Here is a 19,326-nt window from a genome sequence, read left to right on the forward strand (position 1 = left end):
TGGCCGAGGCGGGCAGGCGGAAGCCCAAACAAGGACGCCTGTTTGAACGTGCCGTTTTCAGACACCCATCGCAGCGCGCTCTTCCTCTTTGCCGAGGCGTGGCACCGTGTTGCCCGGCGGCTGGCGCTTGGGCGGATTGCGACAATGCGCTTTACCGGCTCGACGCCGGATCGGTTGCTGGTGGCACCGATCGATCTGCGCGTGGCCGATTCGCATATCGCAACGGAAATCTACGGCGGTCACTTCTCACTGGGCGGCACGCGGCTGGTTACCGAAGGCCTCAGTCCGTTTCAGCTGCCGGCGCCATCGCAGTCGTTTTTCGAGGCTCTGCACAGTTTCGGATGGCTGCGGCACATGCGGGCCGCGGATCACGACCTGGCGGCGGCCAATGCGCGCAGCCTGGTCGATGACTGGATCAATCACCAGGGGCGGCACATCGGGGGACCGGCCTATCAGCCGGAAATCCTCGCGCCGCGGCTGATCGCCTGGTTGTCCCACTCACCCGTCGTGTTGCGCGGTGCCGATCACGGATTTTATCGGCGCTTTCTGAAAAGCATTGCCCTGCAGATGCGGGTGTTGCGGCATGTCGGACGCAGCACGCCTGACGGCGCGGTGCGCTTTAAGGTGCGCATTGCCCTGGCGATGGCCAGCCTGTGTCTGCCCTGTGCGCCCGGGCCGATGAAGACGGCGGCACGCCAGCTTGACGAGGAGTTTGAACGCCAGATCCTGCCCGATGGCGGACATGTGTCGCGCAATCCGCAGGTGCTGCTCGAACTCCTGACCGACCTTCTTCCGCTCAGACAGACCTACATCAATGTCGGCGTACGGCCGCCGCTGCGCATGGCGCCGGGCATCGACAGGATGTTCGCGGCGCTGCGTTTTTTCCGGCATTCGAATGGAGAACTGGCGCTGTTCAACGGGGCCACCGCGTTGTCGGCTGACACGATGATGTCGGTGTTGCGGTACGACGATACGGGCGGCAAGCCGTTTCGCGAGGCGCCGCATTCGGGATTTCAGCGACTGACGGCAGGCGACAGCGTGGTAATCGCCGACACCGGCCGGCCGCTGCAGAGCCGGTTGGCGGAAACACCCTATGCGGGTTGTCTGGCGTTCGAATTCTCCTCGGGGCGCAGCCGGCTGATCGTCAATGCCGGCGGACCCCTGCGTGCCGTTCGCGATCATCAGCAGTTTGCGCGCACGACAGCAGCGCATTCGACGCTGACGTTGAATGATGATTCATCGCTGCGCTATTCGCGCTCGCGCTTCCTGGGTCCGGTGATGGTTGGCGGCATTGAGCTCGTCGAGGTGGTCAACGAGGACGCGGCGGATGGCAGCCGCGGATTTACCGCCACGCATGATGGCTACCGGGCGGCGTTCGGCCGGCTGCATCGACGCACGCTGCGGCTGTCGGGCGATGGCACGCTGCTGCAGGGCTTTGACGTTCTGTTGGAGGCGGATGGGACCGCGCTGGAGGCATGGGACGAGGAGGATGAGGCAGCGATCCGCTTTCACATTCATCCGAAGATCAAGCTCAGCGAATCGGAGGATGGCAGCATTCTGCTCACGACGCCTGAGGGTGCCCAGTGGCAATTCAGTTGCGACACCGTCTGGCCGACGATCGAGAGCGATGTGCATTTTGCGGATATCGCCGGGGCCCGGGTCAGCGAGCAGATCGTGCTCGCATTCACGAAAGACGCCTATAGCGGTATCGAATGGCAACTGGCACGCATTGTCGCCGAGCCGACGACGCGGCGTTCCAGACTGTCCGGAAATAGCTGAACATAGCCGGACAGCGCTGGTTTGCAGCGCCTGAACGATATGCTAACCCCGCCCCGGGAACGAATGGGGATGCGGGTCATGACGGTCAAATCCAAGAATCATCCGGCACCGGACGGCGTGCGTATCAGACGCGCGCTGCTGTCGGTTTCCGACAAGAGCGGGCTGGTGGCGTTCGCGCGGTCTCTGGCGGATGCCGGCGTCGAGCTGATTTCGACGGGCGGCACGGCCAAAGCGATCGCTGCCGCCGGGCTTGCCGTGCGCGACGTTTCGGAGCTGACCGGTTTTCCGGAGATCATGGACGGCCGGGTCAAGACGCTGCATCCGAATGTGCACGGCGGCCTGCTGGCGATCCGCGACGATGGCGAGCATCGGGCGGCCATGGACGCGCATGGCATCGAGGCCATCGATCTCGCGGTGATCAATCTTTATCCCTTCGAAGAGGTGCGGGCCGCGGGCGGAGAGGCGGCCGAGATCATCGAGAATATCGATATTGGCGGGCCGGCGATGATCCGCGCCGCGGCAAAGAATCATGCCTATGTGACGATCGTGACCGATCCGGACGATTATGCGCGTGTCGCCGAAACGCTTGCGGAAAATGACGGAATGGTGCCGCTGGCGCTGCGCCGCGAACTGGCAGCGCTCGCCTACGGTCGGACAGCGGCCTATGACGCGGCGATTTCAGGCTGGTTCGCCGGCGATCTGGGGATCGAGGCGCCGCGTCACCGGGGCTTTGGCGGCCAGCTTCGCGAGGTGATGCGCTACGGCGAAAACCCGCATCAGAAGGCGGCCTTTTATGTCAATGGCGATCGCCGGCCGGGCGTGGCGACGGCTGAACTGCTGCAGGGCAAGAAACTGTCCTACAACAACATCAACGACACCGACGCGGCATTTGAACTGGTCAGCGAGTTTGCCCTCGCGGACGGGCCGGCCTGCGCCATCATCAAGCATGCCAATCCTTGCGGTGTTGCCGTTGCATCCAGTCAGGCGGACGCCTATCGGCGGGCGCTCAGGTGCGATCCGACCTCGGCATTCGGCGGTATCCTGGCATTCAACTGTGAACTTGAGGCGGAGACGGCCGAGGAGATCGTCAAGCTGATGACGGAAGTGATCATTGCGCCCGCGGTGAGCGCTGCGGCGCAACAGATCATAGCGAAGAAGAAAAACCTGCGGCTGCTGGTCACCGGCGCGATGGCCGATCCGGCGGCAGCGGGGGTGCATGTCAAGAGCGTGGCCGGCGGGCTTTTGGTGCAGGAGCGCGACAACGGCCGGATCGCTCAGAGCGCCTTGCAGGTGGTCACCAAGAGAGCGCCCAGCGATGCTGAAATCGCCGATCTTCTGTTTGCCTTCCGGGTTGGCAAGCATGTCAAATCGAATGCCATCGTCTATGCCCGCGACGGAGCGACCGTCGGCATCGGCGCCGGCCAGATGAGCCGGGTCGATTCGGCAAGAATTGCGGCGCGCAAGTCGGAAGATGCGGCGCTCGCCGCTGGCGAAGCGAAACCGCTGACCGCCGGCAGCGTCGTGGCGTCGGACGCGTTTTTCCCGTTCGCTGATGGCTTGCTCTCGGCCGTCGAGGCCGGCGCAACGGCGGTGATCCAGCCGGGCGGCTCGATGCGCGATGCTGAAGTGATCGCCGCCGCCGATGAGGCGGGCATCGCCATGGTGTTCACCGGGATGCGGCATTTCCGTCACTAGAGGCCACCTTTGGTGGTCTTGGGCCGGGTGCATTCAATGGAAGTTGCGTCCTTTCGGCATGACGGTGATGGTGGCACGGGGCACACGCTGCTCTACCACCGGACGACGGATCTCGTCGGCGCGAGCCAGACTTTGCAGGCTGCTGCTTGCCTGGGAGCCGGGTTCTTCGCCGGCTTCTGCGCCCAGCCAAGCCAGTTGCGATGAAATGTCGGTGACCCGGTCGGCAACAACATGAATGACGCCGGCCTCGTTCTGCAGCCGACCGTCCACCTGCACCAGCCGGGCCCCGAGAATTTCCCTGCGGAACCGTTCGAAGATTTTTGGCCAGATGATGATGTTGGCAACGCCGGTTTCATCCTCAAGGGTCATGAAAATCACGCCCTTGGCCGACCCTGGCCGTTGTCGCACAAGCACCAGGCCAGCGACGCGAATCCGCCGACCGCTGCGCATCGTGTCCAGTTTGCGGTTCTCGACAATGGCGCGTTCGGCCAGATGCGGACGCACAAAGGCCACCGGATGGGCCTTCAACGAAAAGGACAAATAGCGGTAATCATTGATCACCTCCTCGCCCGGCGGCATGGGCGGCAGCTGCATTTCGGGTTCGTCGCCGGTGGCTGGTTGCGGTTCTGCCGCCAGGCCTTTTTGTTCGAACAGCGGCAGACGTTCGGCGGCGGTGGCAGGATCGAGGGCCCGGGCCGCCCACAGCGCTTCGCGGCGTGACAGGCCGAGCGAAGAAAAGGCATCGGCATCGGCCAGCCGCTCGATGACGGAGCGGCCCAGCCCGGTGCGCAACCAGAGATCGCGCAGGGAATCATAGCCTGATCCGCGCCGCTCGATCAGCCGGCTCATGGCTTCCTCGGTCAGTCCCTTGACCTGGCGAAAGCCAAGCCGCACCGCTCTTTCGGTACAGATTACCCCAGCCATCGGGCGGTGTCGGCGCGCGATGCTGCCGGGGTTGAAGGCAGCCTTTTCCAGGGTGCAGTCCCAATCGGAATGGTTGATGTCGACCGGACGGATTTCGACGCCGTGCTCGCGGGCGTCACGGACCAGTTGCGCCGGGGCATAAAATCCCATCGGCTGGGCGTTGAGAATGGCAGCACAAAAGACATCGGGATAGCGTGCCTTGAGCCAGGATGAGGCATAGACCAGCAGCGCGAAAGAGGCGGCATGGCTTTCGGGAAAACCGTATTCGCCAAAACCCTCGATCTGCTGAAAACAGCGTTCGGCGAAGGCGCGGTCATAGCCATTGCCGACCATGCCTTCGATCATCTTCGTCTGGAATGTGTGGATGGTGCCGACGCGGCGGAAGGTGGCCATGGCGCGGCGTAACCGATCGGCCTCGGAGGGCGAGAAGCCGGCAGCGACGATGGCAATCTTCATCGCCTGCTCCTGAAACAGCGGCACACCAAGCGTCTTGCCGAGCACCTGGCGCAGCTCTTCCTTGGGAAAGGTGACGGGTTCCTTGCCTTCGCGGCGGCGCAGATACGGATGCACCATGTCACCCTGGATCGGGCCGGGGCGGACGATCGCCACCTCGATGACCAGATCGTAGAATTCCTTCGGCTTGAGGCGTGGCAGCATCGACATCTGAGCCCGGCTCTCGATCTGGAAGACGCCGATCGTGTCGGCGCGCTGCATCATGGCGTAGACGTCGGGATCCTCCTTGGGCAGGGCGGCAAGGCTGAGCCGGCGGCCATATTCGGTTTCCAGCAGCTTGAGGCCGCGGGCCAGGCAGGAGAGCATGCCCAGTGCCAGAATGTCGATCTTCAGGATGCCCAGTGCGTCGAGATCATCCTTGTCCCATTCCACCATGGTGCGGCCTTCCATGGCGGTGTTCATCACCGGCACCACCTCATCAAGCCGGTCGCGGGTGATGACAAAGCCGCCGACATGCTGGGAAAGATGGCGCGGAAAACCGATCAGCCGATGCGCATGGTCGAGCACCTGGCGGGTGGTGCGGTCGGCCGTGTCGAGTCCGGCGATGTTGGCCTCACGCGTGCCCATCGCTTCGGAAGACCAGCCCCAGACCGAGCCTGCCAGGGCGGAAATGGCATCTTCCGACAATCCGAAGGCCTTGCCGACTTCCCGCGCCGCCGACCGCGCCCGATAGGTGATGACGGTGGCGGCGAGACCGGCATGTTCGCGGCCATAGCGCTGATAGATGTACTGGATGACTTCCTCGCGGCGTTCATGCTCGAAATCGACGTCGATATCGGGCGGCTCACGGCGCTCAGGCGAGATGAAGCGTTCAAACAGAAGATCGGCAAAGGCCGGATCGACCTCGGTGATGCCGATGCAGTAGCAGATGGTCGAATTGGCAGCCGAACCACGCCCCTGGCAAAGAATGCCGCGCGAGCGGGCAAAGCGGACAATATCCCAGACCGTCAGGAAATAGGGGGCGTAGTCCAGTTCGGCGATCAAGGCCAGTTCATGGGCGATCTGGCGGTGGACAGCGGCCGGCACGCCCTGCGGATAGCGTTGGCGGGCGCCCTGGCTGGCGAGCCGCGCCAGCATCTCGTGCGGCGCGCCGTCGCCAAAGGTTTCGTCGGGATAATTGTAGCGCAGTTCATCGAGCGAGAAAGTGAGTTCCCCGGCAAAGCTCATGGTTTCGGCGATTGCCTCGGGACAGGAGCGGAGCAACCGGACCATTTCGCCGGCTCCCTTGAGATGCCGCTCGGCATGCGCTGCGAGCAGACGGCCGGCGCGGGTTACCGGAACATGATGGCGGATGGCGGTGAGAATGTCCTGGTCGGCGCGCCGGCCGGGATGATGATAGAGCACATCATTGCTGGCCATTGGCCGGACATCGCACTGGTGCGCCAGATGAACCAGTTCGGCCAGCCGGGCGCGATCGGCGCCGTCATAGGTGGGCACCAGAGCCAGCCGTACAGCGCGGCCGAAGGCGGCGCCGAGCCGGTTCAGCACCGGCATCAGAGCGGCTTGCGAGACGCGGGCTGCCGGCAGAACCAGCAAATTGAGATCGGCGCCCCATTCGAGCAGGTCCTCAAGCGTCAGATGGCATTCCCCTTTGTCGGCGCGGCGATTGCCCGCAGTGAGCAGGCGGCACAGACGTCCCCAGCCAGCACGGTTCTTCGGATAGGCCAGGATATCCGGAGTGGCGTCGGCAAAAACGAGGCGGGCGCCGGGATGGAAGTGCAGGTGATCGACACCGGCCTCGCGCGTTGCCAGATGGGCGCGAACGACGCCGGCAACGGTATTGCGGTCGGCCAGACCAAAATGAGACAGGCCGAGACGCATGGCGGCCACGGTCAGTTCTTCCGGAGCGGAAGCCCCTTCGAGAAAGGAGAAGTGACTGCGGATGGCGAATTCGGCGTAAGCGCTCTCGAAATGTGCGGGAGTGTCCATCGGCGGATCTCAAGCGAAAAAACCGTGCAGGAACCAGCGTGGCGTCGATGATTCCCTTTCGTAAAGCCCTTCGCGAAACAGCCAGTAGCGCCGCCCGGCCTCGTCCTCGACGCGGTAATAATCGCGGGTCGGAGCATTCTCGCCGTCATGCCACCATTCGGCGGCAATGCGTTCGGGACCTTCGGCGCGGGTGACGTGATGCGGGCTGCGGCGCCAGCGAAAGGTGACGGGAGGACCATCGGGAACTTCGGCCACCGCCGTCACCGGCTCGGGAGGGCGCAGCAAACGCAAGGGCCGCGCCGCGCCACTGACCGGCAGGAAAGTGCCGGCGTCATCTTCTCCTTTTGCAGATCCGCTCTGGGGAGAATTCAGTTTGTCGACATGGGGGACGTGATGCACCGATCGTTCGGGCACATGGCTGTTGCCGGCCACCGGCACCTGAACGCGATCCGGGCCGAGGCGGGCAGCGAGCCGGTCGGCGAGAAGATGAAGGGGCAGATCGTCGCCCTGGGCAGCGCCCTCGAAATCGGTCTGACTGTCAGGCATCGGCTCGTAGTCGAGCACCGCCAGGCGAACCAGTTCAAAACCGTAGCCGGCATCGATTTCCTCATGCAGGCTGGCGATTCTTTCGGCGAAAAGCTGCTTGATCCGCAGGGGATCACGCAGCGGGCGGGCTGTGCCGACCCGGATGTGGCGCACGGCGCCATCAATGCGAAACAGCGATAATTCTGCACGGCGCAGTCCGGCCGCGCGCCGGCTCAGCAAATCCTTCAGGCTTGCCGCCAGCTGGCCGCTCAGGGTGGTGATCGTCTCGAGATCGATGAGCGGCTCGGCAAAGCGTCGTTCGGCGATCAACTCGGCCAAAGGCCGGCGGGGAGAAATCGGTTCCCCGTCCATGCCGGTCATGCGGTCGAGCCGCCGCAGCACCGTGCTGCCGAAGCGCCGGGCCAAGGGCGCGCGGGGGGCTGTCAACACGTCTTGCAGGCGCTTGAGTCCGACCCGCGCGAGGGCGGCGGTGGTTTCATCCGGCAGGCGCAGGCTGCTGATCGGCAGAGCCGGCATCAGGACGGCGATATCGGCGGGAGCGGCAATGCGGCCCGGTTGGTGGCGGGCCAAGGCCCAGGCCAGGGCCGGGGTCGGAGCGATGGCGCCCTGAACGGCAAAGCCAAAACCTTCAAGGCGTGTGATTGCGTCGTCAAGCATGGCGCGTTCACCGCCGAACAGATGAGCGCAGCCGGTGATGTCGAGGGCCAGCCCATCGGGACTATCGAGGCCGACCAGCGGCGTGTAGCGATCGGCCCAGTCGGCGAGCGCGATGAGCAGCCGGTGATCGGCGGCGGGATCTGCCGGGGTCACATCGAGATCGGGACAGATGGCCCGCGCCTCGGCGACACCCTGGCCTATCCGCAAGCCACGGGTGGCGGCTTTCTCGTCGAGCGCGGCGAGCCGCAAAGCTCCCTTCAGCCGTTCGGCGCAGGCCAGCGGTTTGACGGCCGGGCGGCCGGCTTCAGGAGGCGCGGTCGAATGCCAGGAGGGTCCCAGGCGCTGGCGCCAGATCCTGTCGGTCGGAAGAGCGGGAAAAGCGAGAGCGAGAATCCGCCGGGTTTCCCCCAGCGGCAGTGAGGGCACCACCAGATCGGGTGTCTTCAGCGGTGCGGGTGGGGCGGATCTGGAAACGATGGTCATGGGACAGCCATTCGAGAATGAGGGAAAGACGGGCGGAGGCGCGGCTTTTTTCAAGAGTCACCTGCAACGCTGGCGCTCCGAGACTTCCGGCAAGAGGATGACCGGTGCGCGGGCCTTCAGAGCCGAGATGCCGCAGGGCGGCGGGCGCCGGACCAATGCAAAACCGCACCGGCGCGGCACTCGCCTCGGCGTCTGCTGCCTGACGCAGGAGCAGCAGCGGCTGGCGGCTGCTCCGGGCCCGGAAATGCAACCGGCGACTTTCGCTCAGGCCGAGCCGGGTCGGATTGCCGCGTATCTCGACAAGAATGATGGCGTTGTCCTTTTGTGGAGGCTGCTTTTCGTCCGACTGCCGAGGTGAAGAAGATGTGGTTGGAGCGCTGCTTGTGGAAAGGCTCTGGCAGGCGGTTGCGGCCGTTTCGGCTGCCCACAAGGCTTCCAGTTCGGTGCGCGGATGAATGACGAGCAGTTGCGGTGCCGGGGTGCCGGGACCGATGGCAAGAAGATCGAGCAAGCCGGGCAGCCAGAGATCCCCGCCTTCGCGCAGGGTTTGCGGGGCGCTGATCCAGACCAGCGGCCGCGGCTTTGCGGGCGCCTCACTGAAGCGGGCAATCAGCATGGCGGCAAAGGCGCTGACAAGGCCCCAGTCGCGGGTCTGTTCGCAGCGGATTTCGATCAGGCCGGCGCGGGGCAGGCCGCCCCCCAGGGCTGCATCGAAAGGAGCCACCCCGAGCGGCAGCTGGTCTGCCGCAGGGTCTGGCGCCGCGGCAAAACCCGCATCGCCGACCGGCAGGGAATGCGGCACCTCTGGTGTGAAAGCCACTGTCAAAAAAGCAGACTCTCTGAGGATATGAGGCGTCTTTGGCGGCACCACCAAGGTGGCAGCCGCCGCCTTGTCGAGGCTGGCAATGGCCTGGTGCAGCGCATGCCGAGAGCGCTGCGCCGCTTGCGGGGTCGCCACGGGTCTACTCCTGTATGTTCCTGTTATGTTCTAATGGATTCCAGAGGGTGGGCGCCGAGTCAAGCGGGGGAGATGGGAATTTATTGGCGATATTATATTTGACAAACCCAACATGATATGCGATAACTAACTCAACAAGTTAGCGATTCGGTGAATTTCATGTCCGTACTGAGCAAGGAATATTTTCATAACGAGGCAGCGGCCTTTGAGCATGTCGAGCGCATCCTGTGGCCTAAAGGCCCGGTCTGCCCGCACTGTGGAAATGACAAGCGTATTTACAAGCTGGAGGGTGTCCGCTCCAAGCCTTCGAAGAAGAACCCTGAGGGCGTCGAGCGTCACGGCCTGAAAAAGTGCGCGGCATGCCGGAAGCAGTTCACCGTTCGCATTGGCACCATCTTTGAGGAAAGCCACATACCGCTGCACAAGTGGCTGCAGGCCATTCACCTGATGTGTTCCAGCAAGAAGGGCATCAGTTCGAACCAGCTTCACCGCGTTCTTGAAATCACTCTCAAGAGCGCGTGGTTTCTGTCGCACCGGATCCGCGAGGCGATGCGCACTGGCGTTTTCGATACCCCGCTCGGTGGCAATGGCAAGATCGTAGAGGCCGACGAAACTTTCATTGGTCGCAAGAAGGGCTTCCAGAAGAAGGGCGGCGGCGCTGGCCACAAGATGACTGTCATGAGCCTTGTGGAGCGTGGCGGTGATGTTCGCTCGGTTGTCCTCGACCGCATCACGAAGGTAGGCATCAGCAAGGTCATTGCGGACAATGTTCACCACGAAAGCCGGCTAATGACTGACACCGCTTCCTACTACATGAAGCGCGATTTCAACGTCGCCGGTCACGAAATGGTCAACCATTATCGGGGCGAATACGTCCGCGAGGACGTCTACACGAACACGCTGGAAGGCTTCTACAGCATCTTCAAGCGAGGCATGAAGGGCGTTTATCAGCATTGCGCCGAGAAACACCTGCATCGTTATGCTGCTGAGTTCGATTTCAGGTACAACAACCGGACCGCTCGCGGTGTGAACGATAGCGAGCGGGCAATGAACGCGCTGATTGGCGTGAGCGGGAAACGGCTCACATACGATCAAGCTAATCCAGCCGGACAAGCGCTTTGAGCGTTGGGTGCAGTTAGATATCTGGCCACTAAAAACATTTCGTAAGCGGAACGAAAACTAGAATCCTTGACGAGTCACGCAGAAGTCGCTATATACGGTTTGCCGGGGATACGTCGAAACGTATCAGGGCCAAAAGCCCACCCGGCGGCTACTCCCAACCATTCTTTGGAAATTTGACTAGGCCAAAGCCGTTGATTGAGCCGTCATCCTTCTTTCTGAAAGAGGGCTTTATGACTTCGAAGAATGTAGAGTCATTTTGATTGAATGCTCGGCCTATCGCCCCGGACACCATGTCTGCAATTTGCACGCCGATGCTCATATGTGACGGCGTAAGAAAAATGCATTCTACGAAATTATCGTAATTGCTGACATACGCATTTTCTACCTCGATCATGTCGAGGTGGTTAAGCCGAAAATTTTCGTCTTGTTTGCGTCCCCGATGATCTCCAACAACGATGCCGAGCTGCGTATTGCCAACAGTTCGACTTAGATCTTGAAGATGGTACTGGAAGCGCTCTGATACCGGCTTGTACGTGTAATGATAAAGGGCTTCAGCATCCTCAACGATTGTGAGCCTGTAAGCGGCTACGACGCTAGCCACGCAAGCCACTATCTTCACGCTTTTGCGCTTTATGATAATATTGAAATAGTCGCGTCGAAAGCGATCCTTGGCCTCTTGGCTTAGGTGGGACACGGAGTTTGATGGATCTGTGTTCTGCGGTCCAAAATATCGCCATTTGATTTCGCCGCTTATGTTGTATTCTGGACGAGCGCATAATTGGCGAACTTCGGCGGCGATGCCGTGCCATTGTGACTCATGCATAATGACGCCCCCAATTACGAAATAGGGGTTCGACTTTTTTGAATCTGGCTTTGGCGGCGTACCGCTTTCATCAATAAAGCAGAAGTGCATCTACATATGACACAACCAAGCGACAAAAAGAGTCAAGTGGACAAGTTCAAAGAGGCCGCTCGCGACCTGGAAACAGACGACGACGAGAAGCGCTTTGACGAGAAACTTAGGCGAGTAGCGAAGGGTACAGATAAAAAGCGGGAAGACTAGAGTTCGTGCAGGTCTAGCTCATCTATGAATGCCTTGCCTTTTTCGCTGATTGTAAGCAAGCAGGGCGCAGACTGCATTCCACCGATAAATACTCCGCCCTGTGGTTGCTGAACGTGCAGGTAGCCTGCGTCTAACAGTCTTTTTATCAGCAGCATGTTGAAGGCTGGCCATTGAGCGCCTTGGCCTTGTGGAAGCTTTGCGACCTCAAAAAGAACATCAATTTCGACTTGGGAGAACTTGTCATGCGCGAACCGCAGGTTGGCCTTGTAGAGCCGCAGACTCTTACGATCAATCTCCCCTTTGTCGGCGCGCCTGTGGCAGTTCGGACAGAGGGCGATGAGGTTGTCATACTCATGCGCTTGACACTTCGCCCACTGGATAATGTGGTGAATATCGACCTCGATGTATCGGCAAGTGGGGATGGCGCACCGGTGCCCCGCTTCGACGAGAACGCGCCTCCTGATTTCAGCAGGTATTGGCGGGCGCCTCTCTCCGTCTGAGCAACTCATTATAGATCCTAAACTCAATTAGAGATTCCCACATAAACATATTCTCACTCGGGTTTGTCAAATATAATATCGCCAATTTATTCCAATGTCGGCATAAATATGCCTCCACCGAAGACGCGAAACCTTCACTTGTTGCCAGGGGAGGAAAGTAGCGCAGCCTGCGCCTTGACCCTCGCAAAAGCAGATGAGCTGTCTTATATGCGCTGCATGAGCACGACAGGGCGGCGCCGCTGAGCATGGCGCGTTTTGACCAGACCGGAGATTGGGAAGACCGCTACGCGCCGGATTTGAAGACATTCGAATCCCTGGCGCTGTCGGCCTATGCGCAGCTTCCGGACCGTTTTCGCAGCCTCAGCACCGACTTGATCATCCAGGTCGAGGATTTCCCCAGCGACGAGATCTTCGAGGATATGGGTCTGGAAACCCCCTTCGATCTGCTCGGCCTGTTCGAAGGGCGGGGTCTGTCGGAACGGTTCACCATCGAGACCGGCGAGATGGCCAACTGCATCCGTCTCTACCGGCGGCCTATACTCGACTATTGGGCGGAAAACGAGGAAACCCTCGGTGATATCATCACGCATGTGCTGATCCACGAGATCGGCCATCATTTCGGCCTTTCCGATGAGGATATGGAGCGCATCGAAGCCACTGTCGGCTGAGCCGCGCGTCAGCGTTTTCCAAAGATCGCTGGGCTCTCAACCGCAGAGCTGGCGCGCAATATCGCTAAACATCGCCACCCCGGAGACAAGCAGCGCGTCGGGGAAATCGTAGTCGGGATTGTGCAGACCGGGATGGTCCTCGCCCGCGCCAAGGACGAACAGGGCCGAGGGGGCTGCCGCTCCGAAACGGCCGAAATCCTCGGACCAGCGGAATGGCGCATCAATCGTTGCCCTTTGCAGAGCGAGATTATCGACTGCCGCCTCGATGATGGCGCTGGCGGCTGGATCATTGTGGCCGGCGGCAAAATTCTCGTGCCGCGTGATGTGCAAACCAAGACCGGCGGCTGAAGCGGCCTGGCGCGCGCGCGCCTCAGCGGCCGTCAACAATTGCGATTGCAGAGCATCATTGATGGCGCGGATGGTCAGCCAGATCTCGGCGTCCCCCGGCGCGATGCCGAAAGCTGCTTCGCCCAAGCGGGCATGCGACAGGGTGATCAGAGATTGGCCCTCAGGGTGACCAAGGGTGCGTGGCAGCTCGGGCAGAACCTGCATCAAGGTGGCCAAGGTCTGGCCCGGACTGCACCCCTGCTCCGGCTGAGCGGCGTGGGCGGTGCGGCCCGTCAGCCGGATCGCCAGTCCTTCGGAGGCAAAAGTGAAGGGGCCGGGACGAATGCCTACGGCATGCAGCGGCAGGCCGGGCAGATTGTGCAGGGCAAAGGCGAAATCCGGCTTGATTTCTGAAAAGCGTGGATCGGCAAGCACGTCAGCGGCGCCGGCGCCGGTTTCTTCAGCCGGCTGGAACAGGAGGATGACCCGGCCGCGCGCCGGTCGCTGGGCGGCAAAGTGCGCGGCAAGGCCGCACAGGATCGCCATATGGCCGTCATGACCGCAAAGATGGCCCTTGCCGATACGTTCCGACCGCCAGTCGAAATCTGAGATTTCCGTGATCGGCAATCCATCGAGCTCGCAGCGGAAGAGCAGCGTCGGTCCTTCACGTGCAGCCGCGCCGCTTGCGGCGAAGATGGCGGCCACACCATGCCCGCCAAGCCCGGTGAGCAGACGATCGGGGTCAAGTCCGGCAAGGTGGGCGGCGATGTGTGCGGCGGTCTCGGCCTCGGCACCCGACAATTCCGGACGGCGGTGCAGTGCGCGGCGCAGAGACACGAGGCTGGCGGGGGCTTTGCCAAGGGCGCTTGAACTGCCGACAGAACCGGTCATTGCGCACCGAGCTTGATATCGGGGCTGTATTCCTTGCCCTCGACATCCTTGCGCACCGCCTGACCGCATTGCATCTGCCCTGTGGCGGCGTTGAAGGCATAGGTCGGGGTGCCGTACAGTTCCCATCCGGCGTTCAGCGCCGCCGTGACCTTGTGACAGAAGGCGGAATCATCGGGGCCGGTGAGAAAACGGAAAAGTCGCATGCACGCTCCTCTCTCTAGGACTTCAGAGTTCGTCGTCGGGCTTGTGGCCGGACGTCCGGCTCTCGCGACGCGCCTTCTCGATCAGCTTCGCCGCTGATTGCGCATGCAGGCGCTCGACCATGCGGCCGTCGAGACTGAGAACGCCGACGCCAGCATTTTCAGGCTTGGCAAATGCCGCGACGATGGCGCGGGCCTCGCGCAATGCGTCGGACTCGACGCTGAAAACGTCATTGGCCACAGCGATCTGCGAGGGATGGATCAATGTCTTGCCATCAAAGCCCATGGCGCGCCCATCCCGGCATTCGGCGGCAAAACTCTCGGCATCGCGGAAATCGTTGAAGACGCCATCGAGCACATCGAGACCGTAGGCGCGGGCGGCAAGCAGAACCTGCATCAGCCATGCGGTCAATTGCGGGCGTCCCGGCGTCGGCGCGACATTGGTTTCCTTGACGAGATCGTTGGTGCCGAGAACCAGGCAGTCGAGACGGCACCCGGGCGTGCGCGCAGCGCGGGCAATATGACCGGCATTCATGACGCCACGCGGCGTTTCGATCATGGCCCACAGACGCAAGGTTGCGGGCGCATCGGTCTCATCAAGCGCCGCGTCAATGTCGCTGATGTCCTCCGGCTCCTCGACCTTTGGCACCAATATGGCATCGGGCCTGACAGCGCGGGCGGCGAGCAGATCCTCGTGGCCCCACGGGGTCGAAAGAGCGTTGATCCGGACGATGGTTTCGCGTCCCTCGGCAAGAGGCTCGGCCAGGAAAGAGCGCAATTCTTCGCGGGCTGCATTCTTCTCAGTGGGCGCGACGGAATCCTCGAGATCGAAGATCACGGCATCGCTTTCGAGCGCCCGGGATTTGGCCATGGCGCGCTGATGGCCGGCCGGCACGTAAAGGACGGACCGGCGGGCCCGGATCGGACGGGTCGATTCCGGGTCGGGGTGGGGTGCAATTGTCATCGGCCAGTCATGCCCGGTGACGTGAAAAGTTTCAAGTATCGGACGCGGCCGATGCGTGGCGAATTGGAGCGGGTAATTTGCGGTGCTGCGCATTGAACCGGGGGCTCCCAACCCCCAGATACTAGGGGAAGAGGACAGATGATGAGAAACATTTCGACGATATTTTCGGTTGTAATCGCGGTGACGATCACCCTGTCGCTGGCGCTATTGGGTCTTGGCACCTTCGTGGCGCTGAGCCTGTTCGGGCTTGTGGTGGCGGGAGGCATCGGTTTGATCCGCCTGATGCGTGGCGCGATGGCAATGCTCACTCAGCCGCTCATGCCTGCTCCGCAGCCGGTCTATGCAAGGGCGCGGCGGCGTGCATCAGAGCAGCCGATCCAGCGCGTCTGGGACGACGGACACGGCAAAATTATTGATCTTTAAACCTCGGGGCATTGATCTGCGCCCGGATTGCCGGCGAGGCCGGGTACCCGGGTGCGTTCAAAACTGCGACCTTGGCCCCTGATCCGGACCGAGCCGTCGCCTCTTCTTTTTCAGTCTCGTATTTGCTATGGGCTTTTCCAGCAAGAGACAGGACCAAGCCCATGGAAAAATTTTCGCGCCTGACCGGTGTTGCAGCGCCCTATCCGGTGATCAATATCGACACCGACATGATCATCCCGAAAGATTATCTGAAGACCATCAAGCGAACCGGTCTCGGCAAGGGACTTTTTGCCGAAGCGCGTTACCTGGAGGACGGCAGCGAGAACCCTGATTTCGTTCTCAACAAGCCGGCTTACCGCAACGCCGAGATCCTGGTGGCCGGCGACAATTTCGGCTGCGGCTCGTCGCGGGAGCATGCGCCCTGGGCCCTGCTTGATTTCGGCATACGTTGCGTCATCTCGACCAGCTTCGCCGATATCTTTTACAACAATTGCTTCAAGAACGGCATCCTGCCGATCGTCGTGACGCATGATGAGCTGGAGGCGCTGCTCGATGATGCCCAGCGCGGAGCCAATGCGACCCTGTCGGTTGATCTCGAAGCGCAGGAAATTCGCGGCCCTGATGGCGGTGTCATTCATTTCGATATAGACCCTTTCAAGAAGCACTGCCTGCTGAACGGCCTTGACGATATCGGGCTGACGCTGGAGAAAGCCGTTTCGATCGACAAATATGAAGATCGGCTGGCGCGTGAACGCAGCTGGGCGTGAGGCCTTCCTGATAATGGAAAGGCGACCGGCGGCACGAATTTGCAGGATGGCGTGACGAGCAACCTGTCCAAAGAGTGAAAGAGTAATGCGGCATGGAAGACATTGCAGAGAAGGTCATCTCGACAATCGCCAGCGTCAGCCCGTTGGAAGAGAGCGATATCACTCCGAAATCCGAGCTTGATGAGCTGGAGATCAATTCGCTTGAATTGACGGAAGTGGTGATGGATCTGGAAGACGAGTATGACATCCAGGTCGATCTCAACACCGCAGAGGCATGGCAATCCCTGAAGACCGTGGAGGATGTCATTGTGCTGGTGAAGGCTCTGGTTGCGGACAAGGCGGCGGAGACATCAACACGACCATGACGCATCAAAGGATCGTCATTACCGGTCTTGGCGGCGTCTGTTCGCTCGGCAGTACAGCAGACGACATCTGGCAGGCCATGAAGGCAGGCCGAGATGGCAGCGGCGAGGTGCCGATCACCGATCGCAAACTGCGCAATACCATGGCGTTTCCGATCACCGATAAGCTTGAAGATGATGGCATCGACCCGCGCCGCCGCGTCACCATGGGCGAATTCAGCCGCCTGGCCGTGATCGCCGCGCAGCAGGCGATGACACAGGCGGGGCTGCAAGCGGGCGCATTTGACGACCGGCGCGCCGGCGCGGTCGTGGGGACCGGCATTTACGGAACCGATGCGGTCGACCAGAGCTATTTCGATATCCTCGAAGGCGGGAAGAAGCGGACACATATCTTCACGGTCCCTCGGGCCATGCCGGGGGCTCCGGCCGGTCAGGTGTCGATGCATTGCGGCCTGCGCGGACCGGTCTTCGGCATCACGTCGGCGTGCACCTCAGGCAATCACGCGCTGGTCAGTGCCGCTGACCAGATCCGCCTTGGACGGGCCGATATCATGTTTGCAGGTGGCACCGACACGCCCCTGACCTTCGGCATCATCAAGGCATGGGAAGCGTTGCGGGTCTTGGCGCGCACCAAGTGCCGGCCTTTTTCGGCGAATCGTGACGGATTGCTGATGGGCGATGGAGCGGGAATGGCGATTCTCGAAACCTACGAGCATGCCCGGGCGCGCGGCGCCACGATCCTGGCGGAAATTCTCGGGTGCGGCATGTCGGGTGATGCGTCCGATATTGTCAATCCGACGGTGGAGGGGCCAGCGCTGGCGATTGAAAACTGTCTGCGCGACGCGGGACTTTCCGGCGATGCGGTCGGTTATATCAATGCGCATGGAACCGGAACGCAGGCGAACGACAAGACCGAAACCAAAGCCATCCGCGTGGCTCTCGGCGCCGCCGCGGACGGTGTCAGCGTCTCTTCAACCAAATCGATGCACGGTCACTGCCTCGGAGGGTCGAGTGCGCTGGAAGTGATCGCCTGCGTTGGCGCTCTGCGTGAAGGCATCATTCCGCCCACCATCAATTATGAAGCAGCCGATCCGGATTGCGATCTCGATGTGACACCCAACGTCGCACGGCAGCGGCCGATCGAGGTGGCCATTTCAAACGCCTTTGCCTTCGGCGGCACCAATGCGGTGATCGCTTTCGGCAAGGTGTGAGCGCAGCGGTTCTTTCATCTCCTTTCGAATTCCACTAAACCCCACGCCGTAACAGTCTATCAAGGGCATCCTCATGACCACACGCACACTCTTCATGCTTCCAGGCGACGGCATCGGGCCGGAGGCAATGGCCGAAGTTAGCAAGCTGATTGCCTATATGAACAGCAATGAGGATGCCGGGTTCAAAACCGAAGAGGGCCTTGTTGGCGGCTCGGCCTATGACGCGCATGGCGCGGCGATTTCCGATGAGGATATGGACAAGGCCATGGCCGCAGATGCCGTGCTGTTCGGTGCTGTCGGCGGACCGAAATGGGACGGTGTGGATTACGATGTCCGGCCCGAGGCTGGCTTGTTGCGCTTGCGCAAGGACATGGAGCTGTTTGCCAATCTGCGCCCGGCGATCTGTTACCCGGCGCTGGCCGCCGCTTCGTCCCTTAAACAGGAGCTGATAGAAGGTCTCGATATCCTGATTGTCCGCGAGCTGACTGGCGGCGTTTATTTCGGTGAGCCAAAGACGATCACTGATCTCGGCAATGGACAGAAACGGGCTGTCGACAGCCAGGTTTACGACACCTACGAAATCGAGCGGATCGCCGGCGTTGCCTTTGAACTGGCGCGCACACGTAGCAATTCGGTCTGTTCGATGGAAAAGCACAATGTGATGAAATCGGGCGTCCTGTGGAAAGAGGTTGTAACGGCCACGCATCAGGCGAAATATTCCGATGTGACGCTGACGCACATGCTGGCTGATGCGGGCGGCATGCAACTGGTGCGGCAGCCGAAGCAGTTCGATGTGATCGTGACCGACAATCTGTTCGGCGACATGTTATCGGATGTTGCCGCTATGCTGACCGGTTCGCTCGGCATGTTGCCGTCTGCTTCGCTTGGCGCACCCGATGCCAAGACCGGCAGCCGCAAGGCGCTGTATGAGCCGGTGCATGGTTCGGCGCCGGACATTGCCGGTCAGGGCATTGCCAACCCGATCGCAATGATTGCCTCCTTCGCCATGTGCCTGCGCTACTCGTTTTCGATGATCAGCGAGGCCGATCGGCTCGAAAACGCAATCTCGACGGTGCTCGACAAGGGCATCCGCACTGGAGATATCATGGCGGAAGGCTGCAAGCAGGTGTCAACGTCCGAGATGGGCGATGCCATCGTCAACGCCTATGCGGCGAGCGGCCAGGCCTGACAGCGCAGCGGTGCAGCTTGCCAAGCCGGTGATGCCCTCGGGCCAGCACCGCTTCGCAACAATTGACTTTTGCGGCGCGCTGCCGCAAAAGACGGCCACCATGACCACGATCAAGACCAAAACCACGATCTGATCCGTTCCGCCCCGCACTCTCC

The 19,326-nt window shown here is 61.4% G+C and carries 17 protein-coding genes; 9 read left to right on the top strand and 8 right to left on the bottom strand.

All coding sequences use genetic code 11. From position 1 onward, the window contains the following. Window positions 1-48: 48 nt before the first annotated feature. Together KY465_RS17895 and purH are read left to right on the top strand one after the other, a co-directional pair. The gene (locus KY465_RS17895) at window positions 49-1,779 is read left to right on the top strand and encodes a heparinase II/III family protein (RefSeq protein ID WP_428983056.1); all 1,731 of its coding nucleotides are present in this window, start codon (window positions 49-51) and stop codon (window positions 1,777-1,779) included. Window positions 1,780-1,857: 78 nt separating this feature from the next. Continuing rightward, on the top strand, window positions 1,858-3,474 hold the full coding sequence (gene purH, locus KY465_RS17900) for a bifunctional phosphoribosylaminoimidazolecarboxamide formyltransferase/IMP cyclohydrolase (RefSeq protein ID WP_219203481.1): 1,617 nt from the start codon (window positions 1,858-1,860) through the stop codon (window positions 3,472-3,474). A 33-nt stretch (window positions 3,475-3,507) separates the two neighbouring features. Here the strand turns inward: purH and KY465_RS17905 are convergent, their stop codons facing one another. The 3 genes from KY465_RS17905 to KY465_RS18820 are packed head-to-tail and all read right to left on the bottom strand — an operon-like array spanning window position 3,508 to window position 9,484. Beyond that, window positions 3,508-6,840 carry an error-prone DNA polymerase gene (locus KY465_RS17905; protein WP_219203482.1) on the bottom strand — a complete coding sequence of 1,111 codons (3,333 nt, stop codon included), beginning with the start codon at window positions 6,838-6,840 and terminating at the stop codon, window positions 3,508-3,510. A 9-nt stretch (window positions 6,841-6,849) separates the two neighbouring features. Then, window positions 6,850-8,460 (bottom strand): Y-family DNA polymerase, encoded by a 1,611-nt coding sequence (locus KY465_RS17910; RefSeq protein ID WP_346432669.1) that lies wholly within the window; start codon window positions 8,458-8,460, stop codon window positions 6,850-6,852. Then, a complete protein-coding gene (locus KY465_RS18820) occupies window positions 8,348-9,484 on the bottom strand; it encodes a hypothetical protein (RefSeq protein ID WP_346432667.1) in 1,137 nt (378 codons plus the stop codon). Before KY465_RS18820 ends, KY465_RS17910 begins: the two co-directional genes overlap by 113 nt. 159 nt (window positions 9,485-9,643) lie before the next feature. Between KY465_RS18820 and KY465_RS17915 the strand changes: the two genes are divergently transcribed. Beyond that, window positions 9,644-10,606, top strand: coding sequence for an IS1595 family transposase (locus KY465_RS17915; RefSeq protein ID WP_219203484.1), 963 nt, complete (start codon window positions 9,644-9,646; stop codon window positions 10,604-10,606). Between the two features lie 148 nt (window positions 10,607-10,754). On the opposite strand, the gene KY465_RS17920 is transcribed toward KY465_RS17915, so the two are convergent. Next, window positions 10,755-11,519 carry a DUF3800 domain-containing protein gene (locus KY465_RS17920; RefSeq protein WP_219203485.1) on the bottom strand — a complete coding sequence of 255 codons (765 nt, stop codon included), beginning with the start codon at window positions 11,517-11,519 and terminating at the stop codon, window positions 10,755-10,757. A 146-nt stretch (window positions 11,520-11,665) separates the two neighbouring features. Continuing rightward, the gene (locus KY465_RS17925) at window positions 11,666-12,178 is read right to left on the bottom strand and encodes an HNH endonuclease (protein WP_219203486.1); all 513 of its coding nucleotides are present in this window, start codon (window positions 12,176-12,178) and stop codon (window positions 11,666-11,668) included. Window positions 12,179-12,414: 236 nt separating this feature from the next. Between KY465_RS17925 and KY465_RS17930 the strand changes: the two genes are divergently transcribed. Next, window positions 12,415-12,837 carry a metallopeptidase family protein gene (locus KY465_RS17930; protein ID WP_219203487.1) on the top strand — a complete coding sequence of 141 codons (423 nt, stop codon included), beginning with the start codon at window positions 12,415-12,417 and terminating at the stop codon, window positions 12,835-12,837. Between the two features lie 36 nt (window positions 12,838-12,873). On the opposite strand, the gene KY465_RS17935 is transcribed toward KY465_RS17930, so the two are convergent. From KY465_RS17935 to KY465_RS17945, 3 genes are read right to left on the bottom strand one after another with little or no spacing between them, the layout of a single operon-like run. Next, window positions 12,874-14,055 carry an amidohydrolase gene (locus KY465_RS17935; RefSeq protein WP_219203488.1) on the bottom strand — a complete coding sequence of 394 codons (1,182 nt, stop codon included), beginning with the start codon at window positions 14,053-14,055 and terminating at the stop codon, window positions 12,874-12,876. Next, entirely contained in the window at window positions 14,052-14,258 is a 207-nt protein-coding gene (locus KY465_RS17940) for a DUF1737 domain-containing protein (RefSeq protein ID WP_219203489.1), read from the bottom strand. The genes KY465_RS17935 and KY465_RS17940 overlap by 4 nt, the downstream gene beginning before the upstream one ends. Before the next feature lie 22 nt (window positions 14,259-14,280). Continuing rightward, a complete protein-coding gene (locus KY465_RS17945; RefSeq protein ID WP_219203520.1) occupies window positions 14,281-15,219 on the bottom strand; it encodes an HpcH/HpaI aldolase/citrate lyase family protein in 939 nt (312 codons plus the stop codon). A gap of 180 nt (window positions 15,220-15,399) precedes the next feature. On the opposite strand from KY465_RS17945, the gene KY465_RS17950 reads away from it, so the two are divergent. The 5 genes from KY465_RS17950 (at window position 15,400) to leuB (ending at window position 19,171) form a co-directional block, all read left to right on the top strand. Then, the gene (locus KY465_RS17950) at window positions 15,400-15,642 is read left to right on the top strand and encodes a hypothetical protein (RefSeq protein WP_219203490.1); all 243 of its coding nucleotides are present in this window, start codon (window positions 15,400-15,402) and stop codon (window positions 15,640-15,642) included. A gap of 161 nt (window positions 15,643-15,803) precedes the next feature. After that, window positions 15,804-16,409: a 3-isopropylmalate dehydratase small subunit gene (gene leuD / locus KY465_RS17955; protein WP_219203491.1), complete on the top strand. Its 606-nt coding sequence runs from the start codon at window positions 15,804-15,806 to the stop codon at window positions 16,407-16,409. A gap of 92 nt (window positions 16,410-16,501) precedes the next feature. Further along, window positions 16,502-16,774, top strand: coding sequence for a phosphopantetheine-binding protein (locus KY465_RS17960; protein WP_219203492.1), 273 nt, complete (start codon window positions 16,502-16,504; stop codon window positions 16,772-16,774). Beyond that, complete coding sequence (locus tag KY465_RS17965; protein ID WP_219203493.1) at window positions 16,771-17,982, top strand: beta-ketoacyl-[acyl-carrier-protein] synthase family protein; 1,212 nt, start codon at window positions 16,771-16,773, stop codon at window positions 17,980-17,982. Before KY465_RS17960 ends, KY465_RS17965 begins: the two co-directional genes overlap by 4 nt. A gap of 73 nt (window positions 17,983-18,055) precedes the next feature. Beyond that, entirely contained in the window at window positions 18,056-19,171 is a 1,116-nt protein-coding gene (gene leuB / locus KY465_RS17970; RefSeq protein WP_219203494.1) for a 3-isopropylmalate dehydrogenase, read from the top strand. Window positions 19,172-19,326 lie beyond the last annotated feature (155 nt).

The sequence above is a fragment of the Neohoeflea coraliihabitans genome (assembly GCF_019334345.1).
GTDB lineage: Bacteria > Pseudomonadota > Alphaproteobacteria > Rhizobiales > Rhizobiaceae > Pseudohoeflea > Pseudohoeflea coraliihabitans.

Excerpts from the sequence above, each read along its gene's own strand:
- KY465_RS17915 (WP_219203484.1), top strand. The coding sequence starts at position 9,644 with ATGTCCGTACTGAGCAAGGAATATTTTCATAACGAGGCAGCGGCCTTT.
- KY465_RS17960 (WP_219203492.1), top strand. The coding sequence starts at position 16,502 with ATGGAAGACATTGCAGAGAAGGTCATCTCGACAATCGCCAGCGTCAGC.
- KY465_RS17905 (WP_219203482.1), bottom strand. The coding sequence starts at position 6,840 with ATGGACACTCCCGCACATTTCGAGAGCGCTTACGCCGAATTCGCCATC.
- leuD (WP_219203491.1), top strand. The coding sequence starts at position 15,804 with ATGGAAAAATTTTCGCGCCTGACCGGTGTTGCAGCGCCCTATCCGGTG.
- KY465_RS17940 (WP_219203489.1), bottom strand. The coding sequence starts at position 14,258 with ATGCGACTTTTCCGTTTTCTCACCGGCCCCGATGATTCCGCCTTCTGT.
- KY465_RS17935 (WP_219203488.1), bottom strand. The coding sequence starts at position 14,055 with ATGACCGGTTCTGTCGGCAGTTCAAGCGCCCTTGGCAAAGCCCCCGCC.
- purH (WP_219203481.1), top strand. The coding sequence starts at position 1,858 with ATGACGGTCAAATCCAAGAATCATCCGGCACCGGACGGCGTGCGTATC.
- leuB (WP_219203494.1), top strand. The coding sequence starts at position 18,056 with ATGACCACACGCACACTCTTCATGCTTCCAGGCGACGGCATCGGGCCG.
- KY465_RS17965 (WP_219203493.1), top strand. The coding sequence starts at position 16,771 with ATGACGCATCAAAGGATCGTCATTACCGGTCTTGGCGGCGTCTGTTCG.
- KY465_RS17945 (WP_219203520.1), bottom strand. The coding sequence starts at position 15,219 with ATGACAATTGCACCCCACCCCGACCCGGAATCGACCCGTCCGATCCGG.
- KY465_RS17930 (WP_219203487.1), top strand. The coding sequence starts at position 12,415 with ATGGCGCGTTTTGACCAGACCGGAGATTGGGAAGACCGCTACGCGCCG.
- KY465_RS17925 (WP_219203486.1), bottom strand. The coding sequence starts at position 12,178 with ATGAGTTGCTCAGACGGAGAGAGGCGCCCGCCAATACCTGCTGAAATC.
- KY465_RS17920 (WP_219203485.1), bottom strand. The coding sequence starts at position 11,519 with ATGCACTTCTGCTTTATTGATGAAAGCGGTACGCCGCCAAAGCCAGAT.